This window comes from Stenotrophomonas sp. Steno-Z2, assembly GCF_056393235.1.
In genome coordinates this window covers 125,244-148,305 of the sequence record NZ_JBWJOY010000008.1, presented here as the reverse complement: position 1 = coordinate 148,305, position 23,062 = coordinate 125,244, and the positions used below count along the sequence as shown (strand labels likewise).

The following is a 23,062-nucleotide window of genomic DNA, read 5'->3' as shown; positions in this document are numbered from 1 at the left end:
TGCGTTGTGCGTACTGCCGGGAGGGGCCGCTATTCTACGGGTTCGCCGCTGCCGGCCCTGCCCGCAGCGCAGCATCGGACCGGCATGGGGTGTGGGGAATGGGCTTGATTCTGTACCAGCGCGACGACTGCCATCTGTGCGACCAGGCGCTGGCGGTGCTGGCGCAGGCGCGCGCGCCCGAGTTCGACAGCGTGTTCATCGATGCGGACGAGGCACTGGAAGCGCGCTACGGCACGCGCGTGCCGGTACTTGCGCAGGCGGGCGGACGCGAGCTGGACTGGCCGTTCGATGCCACACGCTTGCGCCGTTGGCTTGACGGAGAAGGGTGAGGCGATCCGGCCCGCTCATCCGTGGCCTGCGCCTGGCCGACCCAGCAAGGGCAGGATATTCGCCTTGGCGAAATGGATGAAGGCGCTGGTCCGTCCGGGATCGGGGCGTACGTCACCGGCGATCAGGCCGCGATAGGCATCGCGGGCCTGGCGCAGGACTGGCTGGTGCTCACCGGGCAGCCGCTCCAGCAGCCAGTCCGCCGCGCTGTCCTTGGGAGCGATCCGCCCCGTCGAGGCGCTGTACCAGATACGGGCCAGCGCGAGCAGGACGTGCCGTTCCTCGCCTTGCCAGTCCCTGGCGGAATTCCATTGCGCCACCGTATCGGCCAGGGCACCGGTGAAGTCGTGTTCCGGGATGGGGTCGAACAGCATCCGTGCCGGCGGGCCGGACAGGACAAGGCTGTGCTGCCTCGCCTTCGCCAGCAGTATCGCCAGGTCGTGGTCGGGCATCGGCGGTTCGAAGATGCCGTCCAGCAGGTCCTGTCGGAGCCATTCGCCGAACTGCAGTTCACGCCGGGCCGGATAGCGCCAGGGCACCACTTCGCCGTGGGCGACGACGGTCACTTCCAGCGGGCGCCAGGATGCATCGCCCGGCGGCGCCGAGACGGCCAGAAGATCGAGCAGCAGCGCGCGGCGGATGGATTCGGAAGGGGCGACGCGGGTGGTGACCAGCAGGTCGATGTCGCTTTGTGGTTTGAGGCCGCCATCCACGGCCGAACCGAACAGGTGAATGGCCTTTACGGCATCGCCCAGATGGCGCTCGATCACGGCGCGGGCCTGGGTGGTCTGCCAGGCGATTTCTTCAGGCAGGGGCTGTGGCATTCCGGTGCGCATCCGGACAAGGGACGCACCGGATTGTGCCGCAGGCGGCGAGGGCGCAGGAAATGGCGGACTCGACGAGCAGTCCGCCATGCAGTGGCAGGTGGAACCGCGGGCCCCGGCAGCGATCACTTCGCCTTGAGGATCACCTTGGTGCTGATCGCGGTCTCGTTCGGGATGGTCTTCGTGTCGGCCCAGTCGCCGCCGCCGACGCCGAAGTCCAGGCGCTTCACGGTGGCCTTGCCGGTCAGCACCGGCTGCGCGCCGGGCGTCCAGGTGAAGGTGAAGGTGACCGGCTTGCTGATGCCGCGCAGTTCCAGCGTGCCGTCGGCGGCGAACTGGTTGTCGCCCACGGCGCGGAAGCCGCTGGCGGTGTAGCGCGCCTGCGCGAACTGGGCGACGTTGAAGAAGTCCTTGCCCTGCAGGGTGGAGTCGCGGTCGCTGTTGCCGCTGCGCGCGCCGGCCAGCGGGATGGTGACATCGAGCTTGCCGGCGGCCGGGTTGGCCGGGTCGAAACTCAGCTGGGTCTGGAAGCCGGGGAAGGTGCCGGTGAAGATTTCGCCGTCGTACTTGGTGGCGAAGACCAGGATCGAACCGGGGGCCTGTTCGTAGTCCGCGGCCAGGGCCGGCGCGGCCGCCAGCATGCCGGCCAGGGCGGCGGCCACGGCGGTCGGGGTGGTGAGCTTGATGTTCATGCGGATTCCTTCTGGGGGGCGCCCAGCCAGCCCTGCGGCAGCATGCGTGCAAGGGTGGCGTCGCGCTGGTGGAGGTGGTGGTAGAGGGCGGCGCCGGCGTGGGCCAGCACCACCAGGATCAGCAGCCAGAAGCCCCATTCGTGGATGGCGTGCGAGAGCTGGGCGGATTGTTCGCTGGGGGCGACGAGCTTGGGCATCTCGACAAGGCCGAACAGCTTGAACGGGCGCAGGCCGCTGGCCGAGTCGTACAGCCAGCCGGACAGCGGGATGGCGAACATCAGCACGTACAGCAGCCAGTGCGTGGCCTCGGCGACGCGCGCCTGCCAGGTCGGCGTGCCCGGCACCGGCCTGGGCGCGCCGGCGTACAGGCGCCACAGCACGCGCAGCGCCACCAGCGCCAGCACGGTGATGCCGATCGATTTGTGCGCGGTGTAGACCCAGAAGTACTTCGGCGTCTTGGGCAGTTCGCCCATGAGCAGGCCGACGATGCCCAGGGCCAGGATCAGGACGGCGATCAACCAGTGCAGGCTCTTGCTGACGCTGCCCCAGCGGTCGGGGCTGTTCTTCATGCTCATGGATGGGATTCCGGTGGCGGGGAAAGTCGGGTTGCGGCATCGGCCGCGGCCTGGGCGTCGTCGTCCCCGGCGGGGGCCTCGCCGTTCGCATCGGGCGCCCTGGCGTTGTCGTCGCGTACCGCCTCGGCCTCGATGCGCAGTTCCACCCGGTCGCCGATCACCGAGGGCCACGCGGCGATGCCGAAGTCCGAACGCTGCAGGGTGGCGGTGGCGGAGAAACCGGCGGTACGGCGGAACGGCGGCAGCGGATGGCGTTTGAGCGCGTTGAGGCGGACGTCGAGCACCACCTCGCGGCTGACGCCGCGCAGGGTCAGCAGGCCATGCACGCGCGCGCTGTGCGCGTCCACCGGTTCGACGCGGGTGGAGACGAAGCGCGCCTGCGGGTGGCGCTGGCCGTCGAGCAGGTTGCGCGCCAGCGTGGCCTGGTTCCATTTGTCGTCGCCCAGGTCGAGCCGGGCGATGGGCACGACCACTTCCAGGTGGGCAGCGCGCCAGTCGTCCGGGTCGAACTCCAGCACGCCTTCGCTGCCGGACACCGTGCCCAGCGCCTGCGAGAAGCCGGCGTGCTCGACCGCGAACAGCACCCGCGTGTGCACCGGGTCCAGCCGGTAGCGGTCGGCGGCGGACGCGGCCAGCGGCAGCAGGCAGGCAAGCAGCAGGGCGAGGCAGCGTGGCAAGGTCCGGCTCCGGAAAGGTTGGGTGGATTCTAGGCACATGCGTGGCAGGGATTGTTGCCGTGCCGTGCAATGGATTGTTCCCGCCATCCCTGGCGGGAACCCTGCGGGCCATCGACAGGCGATGTCAAAAACCGCTCCCGGCGGTTTTTTGTTCCCGCCATCCCCTGCGGGAACCCCGCGGGCATCGGCGCGGGCGATGTCGAACGGCGCTGCCGGCAGCGGCCTTCCACGCGGCAACCGGCCCGCGGCGTGCCCATGCCCGCATTGCGCATCGTCGATGGCGCGGTGCCGGCGCGGCATGCCGGCCAGCCGATTTTCGACGCGGATGGTATTTTCCCCCGCATACAGGGGCAGCGGTGGACGAAGGATGCGGAACGGGGGCAGCGGCGAAACGGGCGGGCGTACATCGGCTGGCGGGCCCCGGCCGGCCCGTGCCCGCGTTGCCGTCCCGTCCGCAAGCGCCGCCTCGCGGCGGGGAAACGCGCCATGAAAGGGGGGTGGCGGTGGCTGCTGTGCCTGCTGCTGTCCGGCGCCGCGGCGCAGGCCGTGGCCGAGGTGCCGATCACCCCGCAGCCGCGCCGCCTGGGCGTGGCCGACGGCCTGCCGTCGGCCAACATCAATGCCTTCGCCGAGGACCGGCTCGGCTACCTGTGGCTGGCCAGCCATGACGGCCTGGCGCGCTTCGACGGCCGCAACTACCGCATCTGGCGGGCCGAGGACGGCCTGCGCGACAACCTGATCTGGAGCCTGCACGTGGACGCGGCCAACCGCCTGTGGTTCGGCACGCAGAACGCCGGGCTGGGCATGCTGTCGGCCGACCGCCGCAGCTTCCGCTTCTTCGACCGCGGGACGTATCCGCAGATCGGCAGCGACACCGTGTGGAGCATCGCTTCCACGCCCGATGGCAGCGTCTGGTTCGGCACCCCGACCGCCGGCCTGTACCGGCTGGCCGTGGACGGCACGATCCAGCGCTTCATGCCGGTCGCCGGCCAGCGCGACAGCCTGCCGTCGGCCTCCATCGCCTACCTGGCGGTCACCCCGGACGGCGTGCTGTGGGTGGGCAGCAAGGGCGGGCTGGCGCGCTGGACCGGCAGCGGCTTCGCGCGCGAGGGCGAGGCGGTGCTGCCGTCGCCGCGCATCAACGGGCTGAAGGTCGACGGCCACCAGCGGCTGTGGATCGCCACCAACGGCGGGGTGGTGGTGCGCCACCGCGACGGCCGCTTCGAGCGCATGGAATGGCCCGGCTCCGCCCCCGGCGAGGTGCTCAACGTGCTGCAGTACGCGGCCGACGGCCACTACTGGCTGGACACCCTGGAGGGCCTGGGGCGCAGCCGCGACGGCGGGGCGGTGAACAACGTGCCGCTGTACAGCGCGCAGGAGCGCGGCCTGGTCAAGCCGAACTGGAGCAGCGCCTACGAGGACCGCGACGGCGGCCTGTGGTTCGCCAGCACCAATGCCGGGCTGTGGCACCTGTCGCCGAACTGGCGGCAGTTCTCGGTGCTGGCGCGGCACCTGGACGATCCGGCCTCGCTGCGCAATCCCTATGCGCTGGCAATGGCGCCTTCGGCTTCCGGCGGCATCTGGGTGGTGGGCACCCGCGGCGCGCTGGACCGGTTCGATCCGGCCAGCGGCGCGGTGGAGCAGCACCTGCAGCCCATCGACGGCATCCACTGGCCGCAGTCGGTGGTCGAGGACGCGCAGGGCCGGGTCTGGATCGGCAGCCTGGACACGCTGGTGCGCTACGACCCGCGCGACGGCGCGGTGCGCCACTGGCGCCACGACGACGCGGTGGACGCGGCGATGGTCGGCGACGGCGACATGGTGCGGATCTGCAACGGCCGGCTGTGGATCTATTCGGAGGACGGCGGCATCCAGCAGCGCGACCTCGAGGGCCGCGTCACCCTGCATCTGGCGCCCGGCCAGCGCGGCTTGCCGGAAAGCGCGCTGCAGGACATGCAGTGCGGCCCCGGCGGCCACCTGTGGCTGTCCGGCGCCACCGGCCTGTCCGCCTGGCAGCCGCAGGCCGGCGTCTTCGCGCCGGTGCGGGGCGGCCCGCAGGAGCCGGCCTACGCCTTCGACGTCGGCGCCGGCGGCAGGGTGTGGGTCGCCCTGCTCGGGCGCCTGCAGCGTTACCGCTGGGAGGGCGGGCAACTGCTGCGCGAGGACGGTGTCGGCGCGCAGCAGGGCTTCCCCATGCTGGCCGCGGGCGGCATGGTCGTCGATGGCGGCGGCATCGTCTGGGCCAGCAGCGCGCGCGGCTTGATCCGGGTCGACCCCGAGCGCCGTTCGGTGCGCCGCTACGGCGTGCACGATGGCCTGCCGAGCCAGGAGTTCCGGCGCCGTGGCCTGGTGCAGGCACGCAGCGGCCAGATCGCCGGTGGCACGCCCGAGGGCGTGGTGCTGTTCGATCCGGCCCGGGTCGGACCGCTGGCGCGGCGCCCGCCGCTGGTGATCGAGCGGATCAGCGTGCATCGCGGCGACCAGGAATACGACCTTGCGGCGCAGCCGTCGCTGCGGATCAAGGACGGCGACCGCGACCTGCACGTCGTCGCGCGCCTGCTGGCGTTCGCCGATTCCACCAACAACCAGTACCGCTTCCGCCTGGCCGGCTACGACCCGGACTGGGTGACCGTCGGCGCCAGCGGCGAACGCGTGTTCCCGCGTCTGACGCCGGGCAGCTACACCCTGCAGATCCAGGGCGCGGTACCCGGCAGCGGCTGGATCGCCGCGCCCGACCTGCTGATCGAGGTCGCGCCGCCGTGGTGGCGCAGCGGCTGGGCGCTGGCCGTCTACGCGCTGGCGGCGGTGCTGGCGCTGGGCATCGCGGTGCTGGCCTACCGCGCGCGCCTGCAGCGGCGCAGCGAGTGGCGGCTGGCCGAGCAGCGGCGCGAACTGGCCGAACAGGCGTCTTCGGCCAAGACCCGTTTCCTGGCCACGCTGGGGCATGAAGTGCGCACGCCGATGACCGGCGTGCTCGGCATGACCGAACTGCTGCTGGATACGCCGCTGGACGCCACCCAGCGCCGCTACGCCGGCTCGATCCAGCAGGCGGGCGTGCACCTGCTGCAGCTGGTGAACGATTCCCTCGACCTGGCGCGCATCGAGGCCGGCCGCCTGGACCTGGACCGCCAGCCGTTCGAGCTGGCGCCGCTGCTGGACGAGGTCGCCGCGCTCATCGCGCCGGTGGTGAGCAAGCGTGGCCTCGGGTTCGTGCAGGAACCGCGCCTGCCGGTGCCGGTCAGCGTGACCGGCGATGCCATGCGCCTGCGCCAGATCCTGATGAACCTGCTGGGCAACGCCGCCAAGTTCACCGAGCACGGCCAGGTCGGGCTGGGCGTTGAACTGCTGCCCGACGGCGCCGGCATCCGCCTGGAGGTCAGCGATACCGGCCCGGGCATCACCGCCGAGCAGCAGGCGCGGCTGTTCCGCCGCTTCGAACAGGCCGACGGGCCGCATACCGCCTCGCGCTATGGCGGCAGCGGGCTGGGGCTGGCGATCTGCCAGGAACTGGCCGCGGCCATGGGCGGGCGCATCCGCATCGACAGCCGGCTGGGCGCCGGCGCGCGCTTCATCGTCGAGCTGCCGCTGCCGTGGACGCCGCTGGAGGGCACCGGCGACGGAGCGGCGCGTCCTGCGGGTACCGGCCCGGAAGGCAGCCTGTGCATCCTGCTGGTCGAGGACGACCCCACCGTGGCCGACGTCATCGCCGGCCTGCTGCGCGCGCGTGGCCACCAGGTCGTGCACGCGCTGCATGGCCTGGCCGCGCTGGGCGAAGTGGCGGCGTGGTCGTTCGACATCGGCCTGCTCGACCTGGACCTGCCGGCGCTCGACGGGCTGGCCCTGGCCGCACAGCTGCGCGGCCAGGGCCATCGCTTCCCGCTGGTGGCGGTGACCGCGCGTTCCGACGCCGCCGCCGAACAACAGGCGCGCGCGGCCGGCTTCGACGGTTTCCTGCGCAAGCCGGTGACCGGCGAGATGCTGGTGGCGGCGATCGCCGCGGCGTGGCGCCCGGCCGCGGCGGAGGGCGCGCGGCCGCAACAGCGCCCGGACTGACTACTCCACCACTTCCTCGACCGCGCGCGGGTGCGGGCGGTTTTCCGGCAGCTGCCAGAACACCAGGGTGGAGCTGAGCGTGATCGCGCCGACGCAGACGAAGGTGGCGTGCAGCGCCGCGCTGGCGCCGTGGCCGGTGAGGTGGGTGCCGAACGCGGAAAGCAGGCTGCCGGCGGTGGCCGCGCCGAAGCCGGTGGCCAGCATCATCACCATCGACAGCAGGCTGTTGCCGCTGCTGGCCTGGCCGGCGTCCAGGTCGCGCAGGGTCACGGTGTTCATCACCGTGAACTGCATCGAGTTGAACGCGCCGAACAGCGCCAGCTGCGCCAGCCGCGCCCACAGCGGCTGCTGCACGGTGACGAACATGAAGCTGGCCATGGCCAGGCCCACGCAGACGGTGTTGATCATCAGGATGCGGCGGTAGCCGAAGCGTTCCACCAGGGTCACCGCCGCGCGCTTGGCGGCCATGCCGGCCAGCGCCACCGGGATCATCATCATGCCCGCGGCCATCGGGCTCATGCCCATGCCCACCTGCAGCAGCAGCGGGATCAGCAGCGGCATGGCGCCGCTGCCGATGCGCGAGAAGAGGTTGCCGAGGATGCCGATGCGGAAGCTGGCGATCTGGAACAGGGTCAGCGGGAACAGCGCGTCGCGGCGCCCGGCCGCGTGCAGCCAGTAGCCGGCCAGCGCGGCGATGCCGATCACCGCCAGCAGCAGCACCAGCGCATGCGCCGAGCCGAAGCCGGAGGCGCCGTCCAGCGCCAGCGACAGCGCGACCATGCCGAAGGCCAGCATCAGGTAGCCGGCCAGGTCGAAGTGGTGCCGTTCCTGGCCATAGTGGTCGGGCATGATGCGCAGCGCGGCGCACAGCCCGACCAGCCCGATCGGCAGGTTGATCAGGAAGATCCAGTGCCAGGACGCGGCCTGCACCAGCCAGCCGCCGAGCGTCGGGCCCAGCAGCGGGCCGACCAGCGCCGGGATCGCGATGAAGCTCATCGCCGACAGGAACTGCTCGCGCGGCACCGAGCGCATCACCGCCAGCCGCCCCACCGGCAGCAGCATCGCTCCGCCGATGCCCTGCAGCACGCGCGCGGCCACCAGCCAGTGCAGCGTCGGCGACAGCGCGCAGGCCAGCGAGCCGAGGGTGAACAGCACGATCGCCGCCAGGAAGGTGCGGCGGGTGCCGAAGCGGTCGGCGATCCAGCCCGAGGCCGGGATGAAGCTGGCCACCGCCAGCGCATAGCTGAACACCACCGACTGCATCTGCAGCGGGCTTTCGCCCAGGCTGCGCGCCATCGCCGGCAACGCGGTGTTGACGATGGTCGAGTCCAGCATCTGCATGAAGATCGCCAGCGACACCAGCCACAGCAGGGGGCGGTGCGGATCGCCGGCGGGCAGCGGGCTGGAAGGGGGCGTGGGCATCGGGCGAACTCGTGGCCGGGCGGGGGCGCCATTGTCCCCGTTCAGGCGTGCAGGTGCCGCGCACGCCGGTGCGGGGGCGATGCGCGGGTCGCCGATCCAGCGGAACCGGGCGGGCCTGGGCCGCGCCCGGGCGCGCTCAGCGGCGGCTGAGGCGGTGCACCGCGTCCACCAGCACGGCCACGTGCTCGGGGTTCATGTCCGGCGACATGCCGTGGCCGAGGTTGAAGACATGGCCCTCGCGCGAGCCGCCATTGCCGGCGGCGTAGCTGTCCAGCACCTTGCCCACTTCGCGGATGATCGCCTCGGGCGAGCCGTACAGCGTGGTCGGGTCGAGGTTGCCCTGCAGCGCCACCGTGCCGGCGGTCGCGCGCGCGGCGTCCTCCAGCGCGATGGTCCAGTCCACGCCCACGCCTTCGGCGCCGGTGGCGGCCAGCTCGGCCACGTACTGGCCGGTGCCCTTGCCGAACAGGATCAGCGGCGTGCGCTGCGCGCCGTCGCCGCGCTCCAGTTCGCGCGCGATGCGCACCAGGTAGGGCAGCGAGAACTCGCGGTACATCGCCGGCGACAGCACCCCGCCCCAGGTGTCGAACACCTGCAGCGCCTGGGCGCCGGCCGCGCGCTGCGCCGCCAGGTAGGCGATGACCGCGTCGGTCACCACCTGCAGCAGCTGGTGCAGCGCCTTCGGTTCGTTCAGCGCCATCGCCTTGATGCGCGCGTAGTCCTTGCTGCCGCCGCCTTCGACCATGTAGCAGGCCAGCGTCCACGGGCTGCCGGAGAAGCCGATCAGCGGCACCTTGCCGTCCAGTTCGCGGCGGATCAGCCGCACCGCGTCCATCACGTAGCCCAGCTCGGTCTCCATGTCCGGCACCGCCAGCCGGGCGATGGCCGCGGCGTCGCGCACCGGGTGGTGGAACTTCGGGCCCTCGCCCTCGGCGAAATACAGGCCCAGGCCCATCGCGTCGGGCACGGTGAGGATGTCGGAGAACAGGATGGCCGCGTCCAGGTCGAAGCGCCGCAGCGGCTGCAGCGTCACCTCGCAGGCCACCTCCGGGTGCTTGGCCATGCCCAGGAAGCTGCCGGCGCGGGCGCGGGTGGCGCGGTACTCCGGCAGGTAGCGGCCGGCCTGGCGCATCAGCCAGACCGGCGTGCAGTCCACCGGCTCGCGGCGCAGGGCGCGCAGGAAGCGATCGTTGCGGAGGGGGCGGGTCACGGAAAACTCCTTGGAACGTGGCCGTTGGGCCGGGGCGGCGCGCGCGGCGCCGGGGCCGGTCAGGGGTGCGGCTCGCCGCTGGCGAAGACGACCTGGAAACCGCGCTTGATCTGCGCATCGCGCGCCTTCTCGAAGGCGTGGCGGGCCTCGTCCTGCTGCAGGAACAGCTCGCGGCGCAGCTGCGCGCGGCCGCCGGTCTGGCCGGTCTCGCGCAGCAGCTCCCAGCCGCCGAGCAGGTCCGGCAGCAGCGAAAGCTGCACATAGCGGGGGGATTCGTTGCCGCTGGGCGGCTGCTGCAGGTAGACACGCATGGCGGCGATTGTAGCCGGGCCAGCCCCCCAGGGCGCGGCCAGCCGTGGCGGGCGCTGCCGGCAAAGCGGGCCCGTGTCGCGGATGCATGCGGCGCGCGCGCCCGGGCCACCGTGGAGCGCGGCTTGCCGCGCCTTGCATTGCCGGCGGGTCCGCGCCGGCGGACCCCGCGCCTACGGGTGCGCGCGCAGCACCGCCAGCACCGCCGCTTCGTCCACGTCCGGCACCACTTCGGCCTTGCCGATGCCGCGCCACAGCACCAGGCGCAGGCGCCCGGCGATGTTCTTCTTGTCCAGGCGCATGTGCGCCAGCAGCGCCTCGGGTTCCAGCCCGGCCGGGATCGCCACCGGCAGGCCACAGGCGCGCAGCAGCTCGCGCAGGGTGGCGGCATCGGCGGCGTCGGCCAGGCCCAGCGCCGCCGACAGTTCCGCCGCCAGCACCATGCCCACCGCCACCGCCTCGCCGTGGTTGAGGTTGTCGTTGCCCGGCGCGCCATAGCCCTGCGCGGTTTCGATGGCGTGGCCGAAGGTGTGGCCGAGATTAAGCAGGGCGCGTTCGCCCTTTTCCAGCGGGTCGCGTTCGACGATCTCGGCCTTGTGCTCGCAGCTGCGGGCGATGGCCTGCGCCAGCGCGGCGTCGTCGCCGGCCAGCAGCGCCTGGCGTTCGGCCTGCAGCCACTGGAAGAACAGCGGGTCGCGGATGCAGCCGTACTTGATCACCTCGGCCAGGCCGGCGCGCAGCTCGCGCGCGGGCAGGGTACGCAGCACGGCGGTGTCGGCGATCACCGCGCGCGGCGGGTGGAACGCGCCGACCAGGTTCTTGCCCTGGGCGATGTCCACCGCGGTCTTGCCGCCCACCGAGGAATCCACCATCGACAGCAGGGTGGTGGGCAGCTGCACGCAGTCCACGCCGCGCATCCAGCAGGCCGCGGCGAAACCGGCCAGGTCGCCGACCACGCCGCCGCCGAGGGCGAGCACGCAGGCGTCGCGGGTGGCGCCGAGCGTGGCCAGGGCGTCGATGGCGCCGCCGAAGTGGTGCAGGGTCTTGGACGCCTCGCCGGCGGGAATCACGTGCTGGCCGATCTTCAGCTCCGGGCGCGCGGCCTGCAGCGCGGCGCGCACGCCGGCCAGGTACAGCGGCGCCACCGTGTCGTCGCTGACCAGCAGCGCGTGGCGGCCGCGCAGGGCGCCGGCCAGCAGGCCGCCATCGCCGAGCAGGCCCGGGCCGATGTGGATCAGGTAGGGCGAACCGCCGCCGACGGCGACGGTGCGGGGGGCGTTGCTCATGCGGGGAAGTCCGGGTTCTGCCATTGCGCGGCCAGGCGCACGACCAGCTGCGCGGTGGCCTCGGTAGGGGAATAGGGGTCGGTATCGACGATCAGGTCGGCGACCTCGCGGTACAGCGGGTCGCGCAGCGCGGCCATGTCGTGCAGCACCTGCTCGCGGTCCTCGCGCTGCAGCAGCGGGCGGGTCTTGTCGCGCTGCAGGCGCTGCAGCTGCGCGGCCACGCCCACGCGCAGCCACACCACGAAGCCGCGCTGGCGTATCTGCCGGCGGTTGTCGGCGTCCAGCACCGCGCCGCCGCCGGTGGACACCAGCAGCCCGCCGCGTTCCAGCAGCCTGGCCAGCACGCGCTTTTCGTGCGCGCGGAAGCCGGCCTCGCCGACGTTCTCGAAGATGGCCGGTATGGCCGAGCCCACGTCATCGACGATGGCCTGGTCGGCATCGACGAATTCCAGCCCGAAACGCTCGGCCAGGCGGCGGCCGATGCAGGTTTTGCCGGCGCCCATGGGGCCGACCAGGATGACGTTGGGGGCGGGATTCATTGCGGGCCGATGCTAGCACCTCGTGTCGGTGCCTTAACACGGTAGCAGCCAAGCTCGGTGCGGCCACGAGTGGTTCGTGGTGCAACCAACGGAGGCGGACATGGCAGTGGCGAAAATCATCGAAGTCAGCGCGTCGTCCGGCGCCAGCGTCGAGGACGCGGTGCGCAGCGGCCTGAAGAAGGTGGCCGAGACGGTCAAGGGCATCCAGGGCGCCTGGATCAACGAGACCAAGGTGGTCACCGACGGCGACGGCAACATCACCGAATGGCGGGTCAACCTGCGGGTGACCTTCCTGGTCGAGTAGGCGCGGGGAAAGCCCCGCGCGGTTTTCCTGCATGGCGTGTGCGGGGCGGGCCCCGCACCTACGCCGGCACCCGGCGCTGGGCATCCAGCGCGATGGTGCGGTCGGCGATGTCCGGCAGGCAGCGCAGCGCCTGCCGGCTGACCCGTTCGTAGAACTGCACGAAGCGCTCGACCTGCGCGCGGTTCATGCCGGTGCGGCCGGGCGCGGCCTGCTGCAGCGCCTGCTCCTGCTGCCAGCGCCAGTGCGGCACCACCGAGAAGCCCGGCGGCTGCAGGAACCACAGCCGGTCGCAGCGCCGCCACAGCGCCGGGTAGTCCTCGGCCAGCGCCCGGTTGCACCAGCGCCGCCAGGTGCCCTGCGGGTCGGCGTCGCGCTCCAGCGCGTTCAGCGGTTCGCGCAGGGCGTCGTCGGTTTCGGCCGGCGTGCCCAGGAACCAGCCCTCGAACACCAGCAGGTCCAGGCCGTCGATGCGTTCCCACTGCGCTTCGGGTACACGTTCGTCGGCGAGCTTGTCGAAGCGCGGCAGCGCGAACGCCTGCCCGGCGCGCGCGGCATCCAGCGTCGCCAGCGCCAGCGGCAGGTCGTGCGTGCCCGGCGGGCCGCGCGTGGCGAGCAGCGGATGCACGCGGTCGGCCAGGCGCTGGCGCTGGGCGCGGGTCAGGTAGACGTCGTCGATCGACAGCGCCGCCGCGCGCAGGCCGCGCGTGCGCGCCAGTTCCACCACCTGCGCGGCGAGCGTGGACTTGCCGCTGCCCTGCAGGCCGCTGATCGCCAGCACCGGCACGCGCTGGCCGCTGGCGAGCGCTTCGTCCAGCGCCTGCGTGGCCAGTGCCTGCGGGAAGCGGCGTGCGGAGAAGCGGTGCGGAACGGACGACATGGCGCCACAATAGCCCAAACCCGTGCTGTCCGAAGTGGAGCCATGACCGATCTGTACGCAGAAGCGCTTTCGACCTTCGCCGAGTTGTTCGAGGAAGCCAAGGCCGGCAATGAAATCGAGCCCAGCGCGATGACCGTGGCCACCGCCGACGTCGACGGCCGGCCCTCGGCGCGCACCGTGCTGCTCAAGGCCTTCGACGAGCGCGGCTTCGTGTTCTACACCCACCTGGACAGCCGCAAGGGCCGCGAGCTGCACGCCAACCGCCAGGCCGCGCTGCTGTTCCTGTGGCGCAGCCTGCGCGGGGCCGGCATCCAGGTGCGGGTCGACGGCGACGCGCAGCTGGTGTCCGCGGCCGAGGCCGACGCCTATTTCGCCTCGCGCCCGCGCATGAGCCAGATCGGCGCGTGGGCGTCGATGCAGTCGCAGACGCTGGGCTCGCGCGAGGAGTTCGAGGAACGCCTGCGCAATTTCGAGGCGCGCTTCGAGGGCCGCGACGTGCCGCGCCCGGACGGCTGGAGCGGCATCCGCGTGGTGCCGCAGCGCATCGAGTTCTGGTACGGCGCCACTTTCCGCCTGCACGAGCGCTGGTGCTACGAGGCCGATGCGGCCGGCGCCTGGAGCAAGCGGCTGCTGTACCCGTGAGCACGCTGCGCCTGCACCCGGTCTACCGCATCACCGTGTTCGTGCCGCCGGCGCGGCTGGACGCGCTCAAGCGCGGCATCCTCGCGGTGGACGACCTGGCGGCCGGCGGTTATGCCGACGGCATGTGGGAATCGGCGCCGGGGCGCGAGCAGTTCCGCGCGCTGCCCGGCACCGCCAGCGCCGTGGGCGCTGCCGGCGAACGGGTGAGCGAGCCCACGGTGCGGCTGGAGTTCTGCCTCCCGCGTGGGGTGCCCGGCGACCGCGAACGGCTGCAGCGCCTGCTCGACCAAGGCATCGCCGCGCACCACCCGTGGAACAGCCCGGCGGTGTTCGTCGATGCGGTGGAGTTCGCCGCGCCATGAATGGACCGCGCCGCATCGTCTGCCTCACCGAGGAGCCGACCGAGACCCTGTACGCGCTGGGCGAACAGGACCGCATCGTCGGCATCAGCGGGTTCACCGTGCGCCCGCCGCAGGCGCGCCGCGACAAGCCCAAGGTCAGCGCCTTTACCAGTGCCAAGGTGGAGGAAATCCTCAAGCTGCGGCCCGACCTGGCGATCGGCTTTTCCGACATCCAGGCTGACATCGCCGCCGAGCTGATCCGCCGCGGCGTGGAGGTGTGGATCGCCAACCACCGCAGCGTCGCCGGCATCCTCGACTACATCCGCCGGCTCGGCGCGCTGGTCGGCGTGGCCGCGCGCGCGCAGGCCTACGCCGACGAGCTGCAGCGCGGGCTGGAGGCCATCGCCGCGCAGGCCGCGCGCCTGCCGCAGCGCCCGCGCGTATACGTGGAAGAGTGGGACGAGCCGATCATCACCGGCATCCAGTGGGGCGCCGAGCTGGTGGAGATCGCCGGCGGCATCGACGTGTTCCCCGAGCTGTCGCGCGAACCGCTGGCCAAAGCGCGCATCCTCGCCGATGGCGGGCCGGTGATCGCGCGCGACCCGGACATCATCATCGGCTCGTGGTGCGGCAAGAAGTTCCGCCCCGAGCGCGTGGCCGCGCGGCCGGGCTGGGACGCGATACGGGCGGTGCGCGACGGCGAACTGCACGAGATCAAGTCGCCGCTGATCCTGCAGCCGGGGCCGGCGGCGCTGACCGACGGCGTGCAGGCGATCGCGGCCATCATCCAGCGCTGGGCGCAGCGTCACGCCTAGGTGCGGGGCTTGCCCCGCACGGGCTTTACCGACGGTGCAGCAGGCGGGGCAGGCCCGTCGCGGCCCGTCTTGCCGCCGGCATCAGGCGGCGGTCCGGCCTCACGGTTTCAGGCCGCTGGCTTCATCGCCCAGCCTTTTCTCCAGATTGGCGCGCCCGCTCTGGGCATAGCGCCTGCACGCCCCGGCGTCGACCAGGGATTTGCCGTCCGTGCCCTGCAGGCGCGCGAACAGGTCGCTGGCCAGCGGATGCGGGGTGATGTGGATGTCGCAGGGCAGGGCGGCCAGCGTGTCCAGGCCGCGGCGGAAGGCGGCCACCATCGCCGGATGGTCGCTGTAGCGGTACTGGCTGTCCGACAGCGCGCTCACGCTGTCGGTGTAGGCCATGTCCAGGCAGCGCGTGCCTTCGCAGGAGCGCCAGGTCCAGCTGGTGCCGCCGGGGGTGTGGCCGGGCGTGGCGTGGGCGGTGAGCGCCAGCGCGCCGACGCTCACGCGGGCGCCGTCGTCGAGCGGCCGAACCACCGGCACGGGGGGGAAGCCCCGCTTGAATTCCAACTGCTGCGGGTCGCTGCGGTCGCTCACGCCGGTGTGCAGCGTGTTGACGGCCGGCGCCCGCGCCAGCAGCGGTGCGCCGGTCGCGCGCTGCAGGTAGGCCAGGCCCGCCGCGTGGTCATAGTGCTCGTGCGAGTTCAGCAGGTACTTCACGTCCTTCGGGTCGAAGCCGAGTGCGCGGATGTTCGCTTCGATCAGCGGGCCGGCCGCCTCGGTGGCGCCGTCGATGAGGACGTGGCCATCGTCGGACGTGACCAGCAGCGCGGTCAGGCCGCAGGTGCCCACGTACCAGGTGTTGCCGAAGATGCGGCGCGGCGGCGCGCGCTCGTTCCAGCCCTCCATGGCGTTGTCGCTGGCCGGGCAGGCGGGGATATCCGGGGCTTCGTTCGTGCCCGCTGTCGCGGCGCTCGTGGCGGCGCCCGCCGGCGTGGACGCGCCCTGTGGCGCGGGTTGGCAGCCGGCCAGCAGGGCAAACCCCAGGGCGGCTGCGGCAAGCTGGTACGGCGGGAGGGAGCGTCGGCGCATCGCGGTCATCTGGCTGTTGGCTGCAGGTGCCGCAGCATAGGCAGGCGGGCGCGTGGCGACCAACGCGAAATGTCTGCGGCAGGCATGAGCCGGATGCATGCCTCGCCGCGGGCATCACCGTCCGGGCGCCAGCCCCGTGTAACGCGCGCGCGGGCGGATCAGCGTGCCCAGCGCCTGCTGTTCCAGCGCGTGCGCCAGCCAGCCGGTCAGGCGCGCGGCGGCGAACATCACCAGCGCGTGCGCGCCGGGCAGGCCATGCACGTAGCAGATGGCCGCCAGCAGGCCGTCGATGTTCGGATGCTGGCCGCTGTGCTCGGCGGTGGCGGCCAGCACCGTTTCGACGTGGCGCATGCGCGGCAGCTCGCCGCAGCGCTCGCGCAGCTGGCGCAGCATTTCGCTGCCGCGCGGGTCGCCGTCGGGGTAGAGCAGGTGGTTGAAGCCGGGCAGCTCGTCGCCGCGGCGCCAGCGCTCGGCGATGAAGGCGGCCGGCGCGCCGCTGGCCTCGGCGTCGAGCAGCAGCGCATGCGCGCGCGCGGTGGCGCCGCCGTGGCGCGGGCCGGACAGCGCGGCCAGGCCGGCGCTGACGGTGGCGTGCAGGTGCGCGCCGGTGGAGGCGACCACGCGCGCGGCGAACGCGGACACATTCAATTCGTGGTCGGCGCACAGCACCAGCGCCGACCGCACCAGTTCGGCGAAGCCGGCGTCGCCCGGCTGCCATGCGTCGGCGAGCAGGCGGTGCACCGGCCGCGCGTCGGGCTGGGTGCCGACCAGCAGGGCCGCGTTCTGCCGCAGCAGCATCGCCGCCACCTCGCGCCGCACCGGCGCGGCAGCGTTGAGCGATTGCCGCTGCTCCAGCGCCAGCAGCGGGATGCAGGCCATGGTGCGTTCCAGCGGCGGCAGCGCGGCGTCCAGCGCCAGCGCCGCCACGCGTTCTGGCCAGGCTGGTGGCGGCGTCGCGGCGAACGGGTCCTGTTCCTCGCATTCCCACAGCAGCCGCGCGATGTCCTCCAGGGTGGCGCCGGCGCGCGCTGCCGCCACCGCCGAGCGGCCGCGGTAGTAGGGCGCATCCGGGCGGATCAGCGAGATCCGCGTCTCCAGCACCGGCAGGCCGCGGTCCAGGCTCTGCGCCGCCCCGCGCGCGGCGCCGCGGCCGGCGCGCTTGCGCTGCGCCAGCCGTTCCACCTCGGCGCGCAGGTAGACGCGGCTGCGCGGGTCCGGCCCGGGCCGCGAACTGAGCTGGCCGCGGCTGACATAGGCATAGAGCGTGGCCGGGCTGATGCCGAGCAGGGCGCAGGCGTCGCTGGCGGGAATCAGTTCCGGATCGGCGGGTTCGGTCATGGTGTTCGATATGTTGATTGGTTGAATCAAGATTGATCAATGGTTTGGATGGTGCCAGATTGTGCGCCATCGCGGAACGGCGCCCCCGCCGCCGCCAGACCAGGAGTCCCGCCATGTCCCTTTCCTCCGCCGGCGCCGCCTTCCGCGCCGCCCTGGCCACCGAGCAGCCCCTGCAGGTGATCGGTGCGATCAACGCCAACCACGCGCTGCTGGCCAGACGCGCCGGCTACAAGGCCATCTACCTGTCCGGCGGCGGCGTCGCGGCCGGCTCGCTGGGCCTGCCGGACCTGGGCATCAACACCCTGGAAGACGTGCTGATCGACGTGCGCCGGATCACCGACGTGTGCGACCTGCCGCTGATGGTGGACATCGACACCGGCTTCGGCCCGAGCGCGTTCAACATCGCGCGCACGGTGAAGTCGCTGATCAAGGCCGGTGCCGCCGCCTGCCACATCGAGGACCAGGTCGGCGCCAAGCGCTGCGGCCACCGCCCGGGCAAGGAAATCGTGTCGCAGGGCGAAATGGTGGACCGGGTGAAGGCCGCCGCCGATGCGAAGACCGACCCGGACTTCTTCCTGGTCGCGCGCACCGACGCCATCCAGATGGAAGGCGTGGACGCGGCGATCGAGCGCGCCATTGCCTGCGTCGAGGCTGGCGCCGACGGCATCTTCGCCGAGGCCGCCTACGACCTGGACACCTACCGCCGCTTCGTCGACGCGGTGAAGGTGCCGGTGCTGGCCAACATCACCGAGTTCGGCAAGACCCCGCTGTTCAGCCGCGACGAACTGGCCTCGGCCGGCGTCGCCATCCAGCTGTTCCCGCTGTCGGCGTTCCGCGCCGCCAACAAGGCCGCCGAGAGCGTGTACGAGGCGATCCGCCGCGACGGCCACCAGCGCAACGTGGTGGACGCCATGCAGACCCGCGAGGAGCTGTACGACCGCATCGGCTACCACGCCTTCGAGGCGCAGCTGGACAAGGTATTCGCGCAGAAGGGCGCATGATGGCCGTCCCCGCGGCCACCTGAGCTTCCGCCATGGCGACGTCTTCCCACAGCACCCGTGTCGACCGCCGCGACGCCGCGCGGCGCCTGCTGCAGCGCGAGCTGGACCAGCTCACGCCGGAGGAACGGGTGGTGGTCGAACGCTTCATCTCCGGCGGGCGGGTCTCGCGCAACGTGCGGCGCGAGCTGCACGCCTCGCGCACCCTGGGCGAGCGCGTCGCCGACCGCGTCGCCGCGGTCGGCGGCAGCTGGACCTTCATCGGGTGCTTCGGCGTGGTGCTGGTGGTGTGGATGGTCGCCAACAGCTTCCTGCTGGCCAGGGCGTTCGATCCCTATCCCTACATCCTGCTCAACCTGGTGCTGTCGTGCCTGGCCGCGGTGCAGGCGCCGATCATCATGATGAGCCAGAACCGGCAGGCGGCGGTGGACCGCCTGCATGCGGAGAACGACTACCAGGTCAACGTGAAATCGGAACTGGAAGTGCTGCAGATCCACGAGAAGCTGGACGTGCTGCGCTCCCGCGAATGGGCACTGCTGGTCGAACAGCAGAACCGCCAGATCGAAATGCTGCAGCGACTGCTGGAATGCGCCACCGCGGCGCCCGGCGGCATGCAGAAACAACCGTAATCCTTCCCTCCAGAGGCAGAAGACCATGTCAGAACAGACCACCGCCACGCCCGGCTTCAAGCCCAAGAAGTCCGTCGCCCTGTCCGGCACCGCCGCCGGCAACACCGCGCTGTGCACCGTCGGCCGCAGCGGCAACGACCTGCACTACCGCGGCTACGACATCCTGGACCTGGCCAACACCAGCGAGTTCGAGGAAATCGCCCACCTGCTGGTGCACGGCAAGCTGCCCAACAAAGCCGAACTGCGCGCCTACAAGGCCAAGCTGAAGTCGCTGCGCGGCATCCCGGCCGCGGTCAAGGCCGCGCTGGAGGAACTGCCGCCGTCGGCGCATCCGATGGACGTGATGCGCACCGGCGTGTCGGTGCTGGGCTGCGTGTCGCCGGAGAAGGACGACCACAACCACCCGGGCGCGCGCGACATCGCCGACAAGCTGATGGCCTGCCTCGGCTCGATGCTGCTGTACTGGTACCACTGGAGCCACAACGGCCGCGTCATCGACGTGGAAACCGACGACGACTCCATCGGCGGCCACTTCCTGCACCTGCTGCACGGCGAGCAGCCGCGCGAATCGTGGGTCAGGGCGATGCACACCTCGCTGATCCTGTACGCCGAGCACGAGTTCAACGCCTCCACCTTCGCCTGCCGCGTCATCGCCGGCACCGGCAGCGACATGTACAGCGCCATCACCGGCGGCATCGGCGCGTTGCGCGGGCCCAAGCACGGCGGCGCCAATGAAGTCGCCTTCGAGGTGCAGAAGCGCTACGAGACGCCGGACGAGGCCGAGGCCGACATCAAGGCGCGGGTGGAGCGCAAGGAAGTGGTCATCGGCTTCGGCCACCCGGTCTACACCGTGTCCGATCCGCGCAACAAGGTGATCAAGGAAGTGGCGCGCGAGCTGTCGGCCGAACAGCAGAACATGAAGATGTACGACATCGCCGAGCGTCTGGAGTCGGTGATGTGGGACATCAAGAAGATGTTCCCGAACCTGGACTGGTTCAGCGCCGTCAGCTACCACATGATGGGCGTGCCGACCGCCATGTTCACTCCCCTGTTCGTGATCGCCCGCACCGCCGGCTGGAGCGCGCACATCATCGAGCAGCGCATCGACGGCAAGATCATCCGCCCCAGCGCCAACTACACCGGCCCGGAAGACCAGCAGTTCGTGCCGATCGACCAGCGCGCCTGATGCGCTTTTAAGCCCCTCTCCCCATGGGGTGAGAGGGGCAGTTTGCGAACCCTCGGTTCGCTGCCCCACGAACGCCCTTGCGCCAGCGCAAGGGCCGGGGTGCGGAGCGGGGGTTGGGGTGAGGGCAGGAGGCCAAGCCCCTGCGATGTCCGATTGCACGAGGCTTCGCCCGCACCCCCATCCGGCACATCCCTGTGCCTCACCCTTCGGGCGGCTTCGCCGCGCAGCCCGGCGATCCTGCCGGACCGGAGGAAGAGGCAAAAAAGCGGGCCACTGCGCACCGTTTCCAACTCCCCAGCTTTCCGAGCCAGCCATGAACAGCCAGCACCGCAAACCTCTCCCCGGCACCGCGCTGGACTACTTCGACGCCCGCGAAGCGGTCGATGCCATCGCCCCCGGCGCCTACGCCACCCTGCCGTACACCTCGCGCGTGCTGGCCGAGAACCTGGTGCGCCGCTGCGATCCGGCCACGCTCGGCGATTCGCTGAAGCAGCTGATCGAGCGCCGCCGCGATCTGGATTTTCCGTGGTTCCCGGCGCGCGTGGTGTGCCACGACATCCTCGGCCAGACCGCGCTGGTGGACCTGGCCGGCCTGCGCGACGCCATCGCCGAAAAGGGCGGCGACCCGGCCAAGGTGAACCCGGTGGTGCCGGTGCAGCTGATCGTGGACCACTCGCTGGCGGTGGAATGCGGCGGCTACGACCCGCAGGCGTTCGAGAAGAACCGCGCCATCGAGGACCGCCGCAACGAGGACCGCTTCCACTTCATCGACTGGACCAAGCGGGCCTTCGAGAACGTGGACGTGATCCCGCCGGGCAACGGCATCATGCACCAGATCAACCTGGAGAAGATGTCGCCGGTGATCTACCAGCAGGACGGCGTCGCCTTCCCGGATACCTGCGTCGGCACCGACTCGCATACGCCGCACGTGGACGCGCTGGGCGTCATCGCCATCGGCGTCGGTGGCCTGGAAGCGGAGAACGTGATGCTGGGCCGCGCCTCGTGGATGCGCCTGCCCGACATCGTCGGCGTCCGGCTCAGCGGCCGGCCGCAGCCGGGCATCACCGCCACCGACGTGGTGCTGGCGCTGACAGAGTTCCTGCGCAGGGAGCGCGTGGTCGGTGCGTATCTTGAGTTCTTCGGCGAGGGCGCCGCGGCGCTGACCATCGGCGACCGCGCCACCATCTCCAACATGTGCCCGGAATACGGCGCGACCGCGGCGATGTTCTACATCGACCAGCAGACCCTGGACTACCTGCGCCTGACCGGCCGCGAGGAAGCGCAGGTGGCGCTGGTGGAGAACTATGCCAAGACCGCCGGCCTGTGGGCCGACGCGCTGGCCACCGCGCAGTACGAGCGCGTGCTGGAATTCGACCTGTCCACGGTGGTGCGCAACATGGCCGGCCCGAGCAACCCGCACCGGCGCCTGCCGGTGTCCGAGCTGGCCGAGCGCGGCATCGCCGACGAAGCCAAGCTGGAAAGCGGCAAGGGCGAGGAAGCGCAGGGCCTGATGCCCGACGGCGCGGTGATCATCGCCGCCATCACCAGCTGCACCAACACCTCCAACCCGCGCAACGTGATCGCCGCCGGCCTGCTGGCACGCAACGCCAACGCGCGCGGCCTGCTGCGCAAGCCGTGGGTGAAGTCGTCGCTGGCGCCCGGTTCCAAGGCGGTGCAGCTGTACCTGGAAGAGGCCGGCCTGCTGCCGGAGCTGGAGAAGTTGGGCTTCGGCATCGTCGCCTTCGCCTGCACCACCTGCAACGGCATGAGCGGCGCGCTGGACCCGGCCATCCAGCAGGAAATCATCGACCGCGACCTGTACGCCACTGCCGTGCTGTCGGGCAACCGCAACTTCGACGGCCGCATCCACCCGTACGCCAAGCAGGCGTTCCTGGCCTCGCCACCGCTGGTCATCGCCTATGCCATCGCCGGCACCGTGCGCTTCGACATCGAGAAGGACGTGCTGGGCATCGACGCCGACGGCAACGCCGTGCGGCTGAAGGACATCTGGCCGTCCGATGCCGAGATCGACGCGGTGGTCAAGGCCTCGGTCAAGCCGGAGCAGTTCCGTAGCGTCTACAACCCGATGTTCAACGTGCGCGTCGAACACGGCGGCAAGGTCAGCCCGCTGTACGACTGGCGTCCGCGCAGCACCTACATCCGCCGCCCGCCGTACTGGGAGGGCGCGCTGGCCGGCGAACGCACGCTGCGCGGCATGCGCCCGCTGGCGGTGCTGCCGGACAACATCACCACCGACCACCTGTCCCCGTCCAACGCCATCCTGCCGTCCAGCGCCGCCGGCGAATACCTGGCGAAGATGGGCCTGCCGGAAGAGGACTTCAATTCCTACGCCACCCACCGCGGCGACCACCTCACCGCGCAGCGCGCCACCTTCGCCAACCCCAAGCTCTACAACGAGATGGTGCGCAACGACGACGGCAGCGTGAAGCAGGGCTCGCTGGCGCGGGTGGAGCCGGAAGGCAGGGTCATGCGCATGTGGGAGGCGATCGAGACCTACATGCAGCGCAAGCAGCCGCTGATCATCATCGCCGGCGCCGACTACGGCCAAGGCAGCTCGCGCGACTGGGCGGCCAAGGGCGTGCGCCTGGCGGGCGTGGAAGCCATCGTCGCCGAGGGCTTCGAGCGCATCCACCGCACCAACCTGATCGGCATGGGCGTGCTGCCGCTGGAGTTCAAGCCGGGCACCGACCGCAACACGCTTGGCATCGACGGCACTGAGACCTTCGACGTCATCGGCGCGCGCAGACCCGGCGGCGACCTGACCCTGCTGATCCATCGCAAGGACGGCAGCACGCTGGAAGTGCCGGTCACCTGCCGCCTGGATTCGGACGAGGAAGTGTCCATCTACGAGGCCGGCGGCGTGCTGCAGCGCTTCGCGCAGGACTTCCTGGAACGCAGCAGGGTGGCCTGAGGCGCCATGATC

Annotated in this window: 22 protein-coding genes; 10 read left to right on the top strand and 12 right to left on the bottom strand. The window is 71.5% G+C overall.

Annotated features, from left to right (window positions below; translation table 11 throughout):
* The first annotated feature begins 98 nt into the window (after positions 1-98).
* Positions 99-329 (top strand): glutaredoxin family protein, encoded by a 231-nt coding sequence (locus AC06FP_RS14845; protein WP_456116754.1) that lies wholly within the window; start codon positions 99-101, stop codon positions 327-329.
* 15 nt (positions 330-344) lie between these two features.
* On the opposite strand, the gene AC06FP_RS14840 is transcribed toward AC06FP_RS14845, so the two are convergent.
* The 4 genes from AC06FP_RS14840 to AC06FP_RS14825 form a co-directional block, all read right to left on the bottom strand.
* Entirely contained in the window at positions 345-1,151 is an 807-nt protein-coding gene (locus AC06FP_RS14840; protein WP_478076035.1) for an AadA family aminoglycoside 3''-O-nucleotidyltransferase, read from the bottom strand.
* A gap of 125 nt (positions 1,152-1,276) precedes the next feature.
* Positions 1,277-1,843, bottom strand: a complete 567-nt coding sequence (locus AC06FP_RS14835) for a YceI family protein (RefSeq protein ID WP_478076034.1) — start codon at positions 1,841-1,843, stop codon at positions 1,277-1,279.
* The gene (locus AC06FP_RS14830; RefSeq protein ID WP_456116751.1) at positions 1,840-2,418 is read right to left on the bottom strand and encodes a cytochrome b; all 579 of its coding nucleotides are present in this window, start codon (positions 2,416-2,418) and stop codon (positions 1,840-1,842) included. The genes AC06FP_RS14835 and AC06FP_RS14830 overlap by 4 nt, the downstream gene beginning before the upstream one ends.
* A complete protein-coding gene (locus AC06FP_RS14825) occupies positions 2,415-3,095 on the bottom strand; it encodes a YceI family protein (protein WP_456116750.1) in 681 nt (226 codons plus the stop codon). The genes AC06FP_RS14830 and AC06FP_RS14825 overlap by 4 nt, the downstream gene beginning before the upstream one ends.
* A gap of 486 nt (positions 3,096-3,581) precedes the next feature.
* On the opposite strand from AC06FP_RS14825, the gene AC06FP_RS14820 reads away from it, so the two are divergent.
* A complete protein-coding gene (locus AC06FP_RS14820) occupies positions 3,582-7,148 on the top strand; it encodes a hybrid sensor histidine kinase/response regulator (RefSeq protein ID WP_478076033.1) in 3,567 nt (1,188 codons plus the stop codon).
* Here AC06FP_RS14820 and mdtD read toward each other — a convergent pair whose 3' ends face one another.
* The 5 genes from mdtD to AC06FP_RS14795 all read right to left on the bottom strand — a co-directional run bounded on the left by mdtD (position 7,149) and on the right by AC06FP_RS14795 (position 11,914).
* On the bottom strand, positions 7,149-8,570 hold the full coding sequence (gene mdtD, locus AC06FP_RS14815; protein ID WP_456116748.1) for a multidrug transporter subunit MdtD: 1,422 nt from the start codon (positions 8,568-8,570) through the stop codon (positions 7,149-7,151).
* 136 nt (positions 8,571-8,706) lie between these two features.
* Positions 8,707-9,780, bottom strand: coding sequence for a uroporphyrinogen decarboxylase (gene hemE / locus AC06FP_RS14810; protein ID WP_478076032.1), 1,074 nt, complete (start codon positions 9,778-9,780; stop codon positions 8,707-8,709).
* Positions 9,781-9,839: 59 nt separating this feature from the next.
* The gene (locus AC06FP_RS14805; protein WP_054667062.1) at positions 9,840-10,091 is read right to left on the bottom strand and encodes a WGR domain-containing protein; all 252 of its coding nucleotides are present in this window, start codon (positions 10,089-10,091) and stop codon (positions 9,840-9,842) included.
* A 171-nt stretch (positions 10,092-10,262) separates the two neighbouring features.
* Complete coding sequence (gene aroB, locus AC06FP_RS14800) at positions 10,263-11,399, bottom strand: 3-dehydroquinate synthase (RefSeq protein ID WP_478076031.1); 1,137 nt, start codon at positions 11,397-11,399, stop codon at positions 10,263-10,265.
* Complete coding sequence (locus AC06FP_RS14795; protein ID WP_456116744.1) at positions 11,372-11,914, bottom strand: shikimate kinase; 543 nt, start codon at positions 11,912-11,914, stop codon at positions 11,372-11,374. Before AC06FP_RS14795 ends, aroB begins: the two co-directional genes overlap by 28 nt.
* Positions 11,915-12,014: 100 nt before the next feature.
* Here AC06FP_RS14795 and AC06FP_RS14790 point away from each other — a divergent pair, with 100 nt between their 5' ends.
* Positions 12,015-12,218, top strand: a complete 204-nt coding sequence (locus AC06FP_RS14790) for a dodecin family protein (RefSeq protein ID WP_153191633.1) — start codon at positions 12,015-12,017, stop codon at positions 12,216-12,218.
* A gap of 58 nt (positions 12,219-12,276) precedes the next feature.
* Here AC06FP_RS14790 and AC06FP_RS14785 read toward each other — a convergent pair whose 3' ends face one another.
* Positions 12,277-13,095 (bottom strand): kinase, encoded by an 819-nt coding sequence (locus AC06FP_RS14785; protein WP_478076030.1) that lies wholly within the window; start codon positions 13,093-13,095, stop codon positions 12,277-12,279.
* Positions 13,096-13,137: 42 nt separating this feature from the next.
* Here AC06FP_RS14785 and pdxH point away from each other — a divergent pair, with 42 nt between their 5' ends.
* From pdxH to AC06FP_RS14770, 3 genes are read left to right on the top strand one after another with little or no spacing between them, the layout of a single operon-like run.
* Positions 13,138-13,737 (top strand): pyridoxamine 5'-phosphate oxidase, encoded by a 600-nt coding sequence (gene pdxH / locus AC06FP_RS14780; RefSeq protein WP_456116742.1) that lies wholly within the window; start codon positions 13,138-13,140, stop codon positions 13,735-13,737.
* Positions 13,734-14,099 carry a YqfO family protein gene (locus tag AC06FP_RS14775; protein WP_478076029.1) on the top strand — a complete coding sequence of 122 codons (366 nt, stop codon included), beginning with the start codon at positions 13,734-13,736 and terminating at the stop codon, positions 14,097-14,099. The genes pdxH and AC06FP_RS14775 overlap by 4 nt, the downstream gene beginning before the upstream one ends.
* A complete protein-coding gene (locus AC06FP_RS14770) occupies positions 14,096-14,893 on the top strand; it encodes a cobalamin-binding protein (RefSeq protein WP_478076028.1) in 798 nt (265 codons plus the stop codon). The genes AC06FP_RS14775 and AC06FP_RS14770 overlap by 4 nt, the downstream gene beginning before the upstream one ends.
* Positions 14,894-14,992: 99 nt before the next feature.
* Here the strand turns inward: AC06FP_RS14770 and bla are convergent, their stop codons facing one another.
* Positions 14,993-15,967: a subclass B3 metallo-beta-lactamase gene (gene bla, locus AC06FP_RS14765; protein ID WP_478076027.1), complete on the bottom strand. Its 975-nt coding sequence runs from the start codon at positions 15,965-15,967 to the stop codon at positions 14,993-14,995.
* Positions 15,968-16,081: 114 nt separating this feature from the next.
* Positions 16,082-17,305 carry a citrate/2-methylcitrate synthase gene (locus AC06FP_RS14760; protein ID WP_478076026.1) on the bottom strand — a complete coding sequence of 408 codons (1,224 nt, stop codon included), beginning with the start codon at positions 17,303-17,305 and terminating at the stop codon, positions 16,082-16,084.
* A gap of 113 nt (positions 17,306-17,418) precedes the next feature.
* Between AC06FP_RS14760 and prpB the strand changes: the two genes are divergently transcribed.
* From prpB to acnD, 4 genes are all read left to right on the top strand, one after another.
* Positions 17,419-18,306, top strand: coding sequence for a methylisocitrate lyase (prpB, locus tag AC06FP_RS14755; protein WP_478076025.1), 888 nt, complete (start codon positions 17,419-17,421; stop codon positions 18,304-18,306).
* A 32-nt stretch (positions 18,307-18,338) separates the two neighbouring features.
* Complete coding sequence (locus AC06FP_RS14750; RefSeq protein ID WP_456116736.1) at positions 18,339-18,932, top strand: DUF1003 domain-containing protein; 594 nt, start codon at positions 18,339-18,341, stop codon at positions 18,930-18,932.
* Positions 18,933-18,957: 25 nt separating this feature from the next.
* Complete coding sequence (gene prpC / locus AC06FP_RS14745; protein ID WP_433852116.1) at positions 18,958-20,118, top strand: bifunctional 2-methylcitrate synthase/citrate synthase; 1,161 nt, start codon at positions 18,958-18,960, stop codon at positions 20,116-20,118.
* Positions 20,119-20,431: 313 nt separating this feature from the next.
* Positions 20,432-23,050 (top strand): Fe/S-dependent 2-methylisocitrate dehydratase AcnD, encoded by a 2,619-nt coding sequence (acnD, locus tag AC06FP_RS14740; protein ID WP_478076024.1) that lies wholly within the window; start codon positions 20,432-20,434, stop codon positions 23,048-23,050.
* The last annotated feature ends 12 nt before the right edge of the window (positions 23,051-23,062 follow it).

Bases quoted from the DNA above. Each gene is read 5' to 3' on its own strand.
- AC06FP_RS14845 (WP_456116754.1), top strand. From the start codon at position 99: ATGGGCTTGATTCTGTACCAGCGCGACGACTGCCATCTGTGCGACCAG.
- AC06FP_RS14840 (WP_478076035.1), bottom strand. From the start codon at position 1,151: ATGCCACAGCCCCTGCCTGAAGAAATCGCCTGGCAGACCACCCAGGCC.
- AC06FP_RS14835 (WP_478076034.1), bottom strand. From the start codon at position 1,843: ATGAACATCAAGCTCACCACCCCGACCGCCGTGGCCGCCGCCCTGGCC.
- AC06FP_RS14830 (WP_456116751.1), bottom strand. From the start codon at position 2,418: ATGAGCATGAAGAACAGCCCCGACCGCTGGGGCAGCGTCAGCAAGAGC.
- AC06FP_RS14820 (WP_478076033.1), top strand. From the start codon at position 3,582: ATGAAAGGGGGGTGGCGGTGGCTGCTGTGCCTGCTGCTGTCCGGCGCC.
- mdtD (WP_456116748.1), bottom strand. From the start codon at position 8,570: ATGCCCACGCCCCCTTCCAGCCCGCTGCCCGCCGGCGATCCGCACCGC.
- AC06FP_RS14805 (WP_054667062.1), bottom strand. From the start codon at position 10,091: ATGCGTGTCTACCTGCAGCAGCCGCCCAGCGGCAACGAATCCCCCCGC.
- aroB (WP_478076031.1), bottom strand. From the start codon at position 11,399: ATGGCAGAACCCGGACTTCCCCGCATGAGCAACGCCCCCCGCACCGTC.
- AC06FP_RS14795 (WP_456116744.1), bottom strand. From the start codon at position 11,914: ATGAATCCCGCCCCCAACGTCATCCTGGTCGGCCCCATGGGCGCCGGC.
- AC06FP_RS14790 (WP_153191633.1), top strand. From the start codon at position 12,015: ATGGCAGTGGCGAAAATCATCGAAGTCAGCGCGTCGTCCGGCGCCAGC.
- AC06FP_RS14785 (WP_478076030.1), bottom strand. From the start codon at position 13,095: ATGTCGTCCGTTCCGCACCGCTTCTCCGCACGCCGCTTCCCGCAGGCA.
- pdxH (WP_456116742.1), top strand. From the start codon at position 13,138: ATGACCGATCTGTACGCAGAAGCGCTTTCGACCTTCGCCGAGTTGTTC.
- AC06FP_RS14770 (WP_478076028.1), top strand. From the start codon at position 14,096: ATGAATGGACCGCGCCGCATCGTCTGCCTCACCGAGGAGCCGACCGAG.
- bla (WP_478076027.1), bottom strand. From the start codon at position 15,967: ATGCGCCGACGCTCCCTCCCGCCGTACCAGCTTGCCGCAGCCGCCCTG.
- AC06FP_RS14760 (WP_478076026.1), bottom strand. From the start codon at position 17,305: ATGACCGAACCCGCCGATCCGGAACTGATTCCCGCCAGCGACGCCTGC.
- prpB (WP_478076025.1), top strand. From the start codon at position 17,419: ATGTCCCTTTCCTCCGCCGGCGCCGCCTTCCGCGCCGCCCTGGCCACC.
- AC06FP_RS14750 (WP_456116736.1), top strand. From the start codon at position 18,339: ATGGCGACGTCTTCCCACAGCACCCGTGTCGACCGCCGCGACGCCGCG.
- prpC (WP_433852116.1), top strand. From the start codon at position 18,958: ATGTCAGAACAGACCACCGCCACGCCCGGCTTCAAGCCCAAGAAGTCC.
- acnD (WP_478076024.1), top strand. From the start codon at position 20,432: ATGAACAGCCAGCACCGCAAACCTCTCCCCGGCACCGCGCTGGACTAC.